This is a genomic window from Aeromonas sp. QDB39 (genome assembly GCF_027707585.1).
In the GTDB taxonomy this organism is placed as follows: domain Bacteria; phylum Pseudomonadota; class Gammaproteobacteria; order Enterobacterales; family Aeromonadaceae; genus Aeromonas; species Aeromonas hydrophila.
Map to the genome: position 1 here is coordinate 1 of NZ_JAPCIV010000081.1, position 6806 is coordinate 6806.

Sequence of the window (6806 nt, forward strand, 5' to 3'; positions counted from 1 at the left end):
ATTATGCGCGGTGACGGGACAATCTATCGTGGCCAGCGCATCGAGAGGCTGCCGGCGCAGAGCGTTATGCCGATAACTAGCTTTATCGGCATCAGAGATAATGGGTTGCCCTGTTGAGCATTTGCGGGCGCTGCGGCGCTCACCGGCATCTGGTTCTGATCGCCTCAACTGCCGGTTTTGCAGGAATGGGAGGTTTCCACCTCACAGCAGCATTCCAAAGAAGTTTCGGCGGGCTCACCGACGTCACGACAATCGGCATCTGTGAGCCGCCTTATAGGGCTTCGCCCTGACTCATTGACCATCAGCCAGCTTGCGAGCTGCGGCCTTGGCACGACGTCTGGCACGGGCACGATCTTCACTCCACCCGGCGATACAGGCAACCCCCAACAAGAGCGCCCAACCCAAGGGCAGCGATACAACCACCACGAAAATGAAGTACCACGTGGTGATCGGGTATCCGAACTGATGGGCACCAAGCAGCAGGCCCAAGAAGACCAGCACGGCAAATGCTTTGGTTAAGTCCATGATTGGCATCATTTCACCTCTTGGTGTCAAAGCTGGGTGGCGTTATAGGGTGCTGATAGCACCAAGCTGTAACGTGCTTGATTTTCTTCATATCGATCTGACGTAACAGCCACTCCGAATTGACCGAGTGCTCGGCGAACTGAAATTCAGCGGCATGCCAGACCACGATCTTGCGCCCTGGCTCTGGGCGTTGTGTGAGGGGCTGCCAGTCATAAACCAACCCGCCGCCAGCAGGACGATCCACATGATTTCTGTGATCGGTTATCACTGCCCTCACCTGTTCCAAACACCCTTCGGGGACGCGCACCATGGTCGTGGCCTCTCCCTTGGGTCGTCCGGCGCCTTCTCGAACCCCGCCCCTAGACATAGAAAGACTCCCTGATCAGTTTCTTGACCTGAACCACTGTAAAGCCTTCTGGGACTGGCAATTCGGCGATATCCGCGCCTTCGTTACTCACATCAACCCGCGTGTCTCCCTTGAACCAAGAGAAATCATTCCCTGTCTCAGAGCAAAACCCCTCCAGTATTCCGCTGGCGTACTCGAAATTGACCTTCACCATTTTCCCCTCTCCTTTTTGAATTCCGTTTACATCATTCATTGTAGGCAAACACACTGAATTTCGCTCACTAAATTCAAACGTGGAGACGATCAAATTCGCTCATGCAATTGCTCGCGCATCAGAATACATCGGTGCTTGCCTTGGCGACTTCGGTCGGGATTTCACTCCGGTCCGGAGAGGAGACACGCGGCTTGGCGTTCCGTTCCCGAAACAGCATCTTGGTATCGCCCTTCTCGGCCAGGACACCGGAGGGCTTGAGAGTGAGAGTCCAGCCAAGATCCAGCAGGTCGACCTGTCTCCAGACTTCGAGAACGTTGTCCGACTTGTCCCAGACCTCCACGTTGAAGTCGACGAGGTTGCCGTCCACGGTGAGGAGATAGGTCAAGGCGATACGGTTCTCCCCCACCGAATCAAGAAAGAAATCGCCCTGCGGCTTGGGTCTGGATTTGGGCTTGGGAGCCGCACCATCCGGCGTACCGTTCTGCGGCGTTCCAGGCTCGACTTGCTCTTGCTTCGGAGACTCCGGTTTCTCAACAACCGGGTCGCTGAATCCGGTCATGATGAAGTACATGCCGATGCAGGATGCCACCAGAGAGATCCCAGCCAGCGGCATGCCAATCCGGAATTTCCACCCCTTGAGAACGTTCGCCCGGTCATCGGAATACGTCCCCATGTTGTTGTCGTCGGCGGTGGTCGAGGCGTAGGAGCCGAAATACTTGGTTTCGTATGATCGGATACCAGATTGCACCTTGGTGAACTCCACCTGGGTGCGCCTGCCGCTTGAGATGAGCGAGCCGTTGTAGGATGTCCATGAGTACCGGTTCTCTTGCCCGATGGCGTCCAGCTTCATGAACGTCAGCTTGCGGTTGCAGCGGAATCGCCAAATGGAGTGCAGGTCGTTGAGGTTCTGCCCCATGCCAATGATGTCGATACCGCGGTGCCGGTGCTCCGAGATAAAGTCGGTGATGTCGTCTGCCATGCGGCGCTGGGCTGCCCGCCAATACTTGTGAATTTCGTCGACAACAATCAGCTCTTTGTCTTGGGCTACCTCATGAACCCGCAGCACTTCGTCATCCGTCATCTCTATCAGCAGATCACGGCAAACGTCCTCCGGTATCTCGGCCAGCGCGGCAATCTGAGCATGGTTCAGGCCATTGATACGCGCCCTGACACGCCTGCCCAGTTTGAGCGCGGGTATGATGACGAAGACCAGCGCCTCGTAACTCTTGCCGGAGCCCGGCATACCCTCGTGGAAGATAAACATGACCAGTCACCTTACCACTGGAAGAGGGTCGCGAACTTGCGCACAATCCGGAACAGAAACGCCGAACTGAACACCGCTACCGAATAGGAAAATCCGGTCTTGTCGAGGAAATACATCACTTGGTCAGGCAGCCCCAAGAATAAGTCATTGAGGCTATATGCCAATATATCAGGCATGGGTATCATGCCAATAACGGTACGCATCGCCGCAAGTATTAACTCTAACGTATTCAGCAGGAAATCGTTCACGAACTGGATGATTGCCAAAACAATCGACAATATCCATTGCGCAAAGCTGTTTATTATTTCCCAAAGCCAATTAGTGAATTCGCCCAACATGATATTTACTCCAGTGCGTATCTGACTGCGAAGAATGTCGATACAACAATTACCACGCTCTTGATTATGCGCAGAATGACATCCATGTTTGTTTCACAAAACGAATATTGAACTTGGCCGCCACCGAATGAGCCGACACCGGGCAAATTTGCCGTTGGAATATCAAGGGTGAATTCTGGGCACTTGCCGCCATTCACGTTCACATGAAAGAAGCCGCTCACACCTGAATATAACGGAAGCTCTTTCATCTTATTCGCATGGTTCTGCAAGACGGTCGCGTAATTACGTTCCGCCCAGTTGTTGGGGTTCTCATTGATGGTCGCCGGGTCTGCATCAATGGTGGTTGCCACTGGCGGGAAATCCTCCCCTTCGTCCTGCTTCTCGATGGCATCCTTGATCGCGTCCAGCTTATCACCGAGCGAGGCGTTGCCGTCCTTGATGGCGTTGGCGGTCTGCATCTGGCCGATACTGGCCCCAGCGTTGCCCACGGACGCCGAGTCCTTGATAGCCGCCTGAATGTCTCGCCCTACCCCCTCAATCACCTTGCCGGTTGCTGCGCTCTGCTGCGCACTGGCCTTGATTTGGGCATTACCGACTTCGGCTATCTTGTCGACCACATTATTCAGATTGGCCGTGCCGGTTGATGGCTGTATCGGGTTCGCCGTAGCGCTGCTGGCGGCGTTCTGGAGCTGGGTCTGAGCGTTAGCCGTGCCCTGTGACGTAGTAGGCCCATCAACGTTACCAGAGACCGTTTCGTTGCCATCCTCGCCACTGACTTGAAGCGGACAGTTCTGCCCTGTGAACTTGATAACGCCCTGATAGACGTTCGGATTCTGCAAGGAGTTAATCGACGCACCAACGGACACCACGGAGCACTGGCCATAACAGGAAAGCTGTGACGAGCCAATATTGCCCGAGAAGAATGTAACGAGTGCGCCTGGAGCGCCAAGCGTGTTACCGGCAATGCCGTGGCAATATGGGCGGCAGAACTCTTTACCGGTGATGACGTTGGTTTCGAGAATAGAACCAGTCAGACATGTCAAAGGTTTTTTCTGACAAACAGTGCCATCTTTAGTCACTACAGGACCAACTAGAAAATCGGGATTACCATCAGGCGGGCAATAAGCAGTGGGGCCACCCTGCGTATTAAGAACAAGCGCAGTCTGTGAGCAAGAGTTTGCGGGTGTGCATGATTTAAAAGTCCATTGGAAGGAAGATGCACCAGAACCACTTGCCGCCCAGTTCTGAACAAAAGTAACAGTATTATCAGGTTTTTGAGACTTTAAAAGATTCTGATAGAAAGTTGTGCATTGAGTCGGAGTCCAATCAGAACCATAAGTAGTGGTGGCGTATTTGCAAGAACCTTTATAAGCAGTGGGCGATGTAACCCATTCAGCCGCATGCGAAAGAGACATGGTGAGAAATGACACCACAAGGCTTAGGAAGAAGAAATAAAAGAACCATTTCAGCAACCTGAACGGGTTCAATATGTATCGGAGGAGCCGGAATATATCAACGGCCCTTAAACCCTTCAATGACCGCATACGCTAATACCATCCCTAGAATAACCATTATTGGTGCCCAAATCATGGGAGCCCCCTATAAGAAGAAAGGGCGGCCGAAGCCGCCCCAGTTGCTTGACCTTAACGGCTCGACACCATGGAAGAGATTTTCTTCCAACCCCAGATACCCCCGTTCAGCGACACCTTGGCCACCCCCACCGTGGCCAGGAAGGTACCCAGCGCGACGATGATCGCCAAAATGGCGGCTTGAGGGCCGGTGATGTCAAAACCGTCGGCAGCTTGAGCAGCGCCAGCAGACAGCAGCATGGCGGCAATGATGGTCATTTTTTTCATGTGATATTCCTTATCTCATTCTTACGATGGATGACGCCTTGGCATATCCCCACGCCATGAAATAGACGGTGATGATTGCCGAGAACGTCCCGCCGCACATTGCGACGAGGGTTGCTTGCCCACCGATGGTTGCTGGGTCTAACCATGCGGCCATCGTGGCAAGGTCTTGGGGCTCGACCAAGTACGTACCTTGGCACTGCGAAACCGCCGTATCGACGGCTTGCAGGAACCCATCAGCAGTGACCTGGACGCAGCGCATGGGTTACGCCTTCTTGACGTTGTTCGGGAGGGCGAACAGACGGAACCCGTTGAAACTCTTGTGCTGACCGCCTTCACCGGCATAGGAATTGTCGACGTACTCGATCTGCAGGGTGATTTTGCTGCCGACCATGCCACGCAATTCGCCGTGCTGGTTGGCTGCAACCTGTTCCTCGCTCAGAGCGACGTCGATAACCGCCGTAGGCTTGGTGGTGGTGAACTTGACGTTACCAACCTTGACGTCCTGCCCGTTGCGTTTGCGGGTGCTCAGGATGACGTCTGCTTCGTCCATGATGATTCCAGTGATTTCCATTTTTCGTTTCTCCGGTTTGATGGGATTTAAAAACCACGACACTTAATGACACGGGTCCAAGCCGCCGCCGTGCGGCTCGCACCCCAGAGGGGGCCCCGCGAGGCGCTCGGTGTCGGGATAGAGCAGCCACACACGAGACTCGTGGTCGCATATCGCGTGTAAGCGCATCTGCTCAAATTCTTCGTACTCCATGAAGGCGTAAGCCTTCTCGGCCTTGAGCACTTCAAACTGTTCGTTGATGCCTTCCATGGTTTTCTGGCAAGCGGCTTCCCACTTCTCTTTCGAGGTGATAAGCCAGTCTTTGGCGCGAGTCAGGATGAAGACCTGCGAGAACATCAACCCCATGGGGCGGTCGGATGCCATGTCGCCGAACTGGGTGCGGCCACGCGGCTTGTGCTTGAGGACGCCGTCTTCATCACAGAGCATCTGCATGGCTTCGGGGATGCCGTAGGAGACCCGCACGGTCTGGTCATTGCGACGAACCTGCACACCGCCCATGGCGCAGCAGAAGGCTTGCCAGTCCCCGGCGTTGGCGGCCATACGGACGTTCTCGAGCGCGAAATGCTGCTCGGGGGTGAGGTCTTGAAGCATCTGGTTATCCTGTTCAAGGGGTTCACGAACACGGCGAAACTCGCGCCATGCCTGTACGGACGGGCCGCCGAGCTGCTGGAACTGTCGAATTCTGTTATCAGATTTCCATGCATCCACGCGGGCAGCGGTTTCAATGGACTTGGCACGTTTACCGGCTTCGTGGTCATTGCCAACCGCAAAGCCGTCGATGTTCTTGGCCACGTACTTGGAGCAGTACGCCACAGCGTCACCCTTGCGCGGGTCGATGAATACGACCTTGAAGCGGTGCTGACGCGCACCTGGCTCATTGCCTGAATCGGCCAGCATGTAGTGACGGCAGATCTTGATATAGGTCTTGATGTCAGCCAGCGTCATGAACAGCACGGCGTGCCAGTGCGGGGTGCCGTCGTGATGCGGTTCTGCAAAGCGGAAGCCATACGGCTTGATGCCCTCTTTGTCGGCCTTCTTGCGGATGTTGTTGAAGGTCTTGACCAGCCATTGCTGGGCATCCCGGACTGAGGGCTTGCCGGCTTCCAGCCAGTTCTGGTTTTGATTTCCGTTACGGTGAACAGAGTGGAACCGGCTCGGGGTTGTGAACGTCAGGAAGATGGCGTGATGGCCTTGCTCCTTGGCGCATTTGGAGAAGCCGGACAGGCGGGCCATGAGCTCGGCACGGCGGTTCTTGAGGTTGCTGACGCTGGCGTCTACGGCGTCTTTCATGCCTACCGCGTCAAAAACATCCTCTGAATTGTGCGCAACCAAAGCCGCAAGAGTCTCGTCATTTCTGGCACGACGAAAGGCGCGGCGAGCAACAGAGAGATCAGTTGTATACGGCGCCAGTCGACCGCTGATAAGGGAGTACTCTCGGGCGGTATCGTACAGACGGCTAGCTGAAACACGACGAATACGACACCGAACCCAAGCCATATCGGCCCAGCGATTGAGCGTCGGATAGGGGTCAAGCGCCTGCTCCTCGGTGATTGTATCCACAGGACGCAGGCCGTAATGGTGAGCCAGTTCAACAACGAGTTGCAGAGCAACCACGTGAGCCCGAGTAGAAACCAGCTTGCCGGTATGGTCAGCGAACCGCTGGGCAAAGGTATCAACAAACTGGTCATCCCC

Annotated in this window: 10 protein-coding genes; all 10 read right to left on the reverse strand. The window is 54.9% G+C overall.

Features of this window, described 5'->3' with window-relative positions; translation table 11 throughout:
* Positions 1-291: 291 nt before the first annotated feature.
* Complete coding sequence (locus PG899_RS23530) at positions 292-525, reverse strand: hypothetical protein (RefSeq protein WP_143239038.1); 234 nt, start codon at positions 523-525, stop codon at positions 292-294.
* 13 nt (positions 526-538) lie between these two features.
* Positions 539-835, reverse strand: a complete 297-nt coding sequence (locus PG899_RS23535; RefSeq protein ID WP_143239039.1) for a hypothetical protein — start codon at positions 833-835, stop codon at positions 539-541.
* Between the two features lie 49 nt (positions 836-884).
* Entirely contained in the window at positions 885-1085 is a 201-nt protein-coding gene (locus tag PG899_RS23540) for a hypothetical protein (RefSeq protein ID WP_077098244.1), read from the reverse strand.
* A gap of 118 nt (positions 1086-1203) precedes the next feature.
* Positions 1204-2349, reverse strand: coding sequence for a zonular occludens toxin domain-containing protein (locus tag PG899_RS23545; RefSeq protein ID WP_077098246.1), 1146 nt, complete (start codon positions 2347-2349; stop codon positions 1204-1206).
* Positions 2350-2360: 11 nt separating this feature from the next.
* Positions 2361-2687 carry a hypothetical protein gene (locus tag PG899_RS23550; RefSeq protein WP_077098249.1) on the reverse strand — a complete coding sequence of 109 codons (327 nt, stop codon included), beginning with the start codon at positions 2685-2687 and terminating at the stop codon, positions 2361-2363.
* 5 nt (positions 2688-2692) lie between these two features.
* Positions 2693-4159, reverse strand: coding sequence for a hypothetical protein (locus PG899_RS23555; RefSeq protein ID WP_190284289.1), 1467 nt, complete (start codon positions 4157-4159; stop codon positions 2693-2695).
* A gap of 171 nt (positions 4160-4330) precedes the next feature.
* Positions 4331-4543, reverse strand: coding sequence for a hypothetical protein (locus PG899_RS23560; protein WP_019841175.1), 213 nt, complete (start codon positions 4541-4543; stop codon positions 4331-4333).
* A gap of 10 nt (positions 4544-4553) precedes the next feature.
* Positions 4554-4802, reverse strand: a complete 249-nt coding sequence (locus PG899_RS23565; protein ID WP_077098252.1) for a hypothetical protein — start codon at positions 4800-4802, stop codon at positions 4554-4556.
* 3 nt (positions 4803-4805) lie between these two features.
* Positions 4806-5093, reverse strand: a complete 288-nt coding sequence (locus tag PG899_RS23570) for a hypothetical protein (protein ID WP_077098254.1) — start codon at positions 5091-5093, stop codon at positions 4806-4808.
* A 63-nt stretch (positions 5094-5156) separates the two neighbouring features.
* Positions 5157-6806, reverse strand: a 1650-nt coding sequence (locus PG899_RS23575; RefSeq protein WP_270697781.1) for a replication endonuclease, incomplete at its 5' end; no start/stop codon positions are given.

What these genes read in the sequence shown, in the direction of transcription:
- PG899_RS23530 (WP_143239038.1), bottom strand. Translation starts at nt 525, where the DNA reads ATGGACTTAACCAAAGCATTTGCCGTGCTGGTCTTCTTGGGCCTGCTG.
- PG899_RS23535 (WP_143239039.1), bottom strand. Translation starts at nt 835, where the DNA reads ATGGTGCGCGTCCCCGAAGGGTGTTTGGAACAGGTGAGGGCAGTGATA.
- PG899_RS23565 (WP_077098252.1), bottom strand. Translation starts at nt 4,802, where the DNA reads ATGCGCTGCGTCCAGGTCACTGCTGATGGGTTCCTGCAAGCCGTCGAT.
- PG899_RS23570 (WP_077098254.1), bottom strand. Translation starts at nt 5,093, where the DNA reads ATGGACGAAGCAGACGTCATCCTGAGCACCCGCAAACGCAACGGGCAG.
- PG899_RS23550 (WP_077098249.1), bottom strand. Translation starts at nt 2,687, where the DNA reads ATGTTGGGCGAATTCACTAATTGGCTTTGGGAAATAATAAACAGCTTT.
- PG899_RS23545 (WP_077098246.1), bottom strand. Translation starts at nt 2,349, where the DNA reads ATGTTTATCTTCCACGAGGGTATGCCGGGCTCCGGCAAGAGTTACGAG.
- PG899_RS23540 (WP_077098244.1), bottom strand. Translation starts at nt 1,085, where the DNA reads ATGGTGAAGGTCAATTTCGAGTACGCCAGCGGAATACTGGAGGGGTTT.
- PG899_RS23560 (WP_019841175.1), bottom strand. Translation starts at nt 4,543, where the DNA reads ATGAAAAAAATGACCATCATTGCCGCCATGCTGCTGTCTGCTGGCGCT.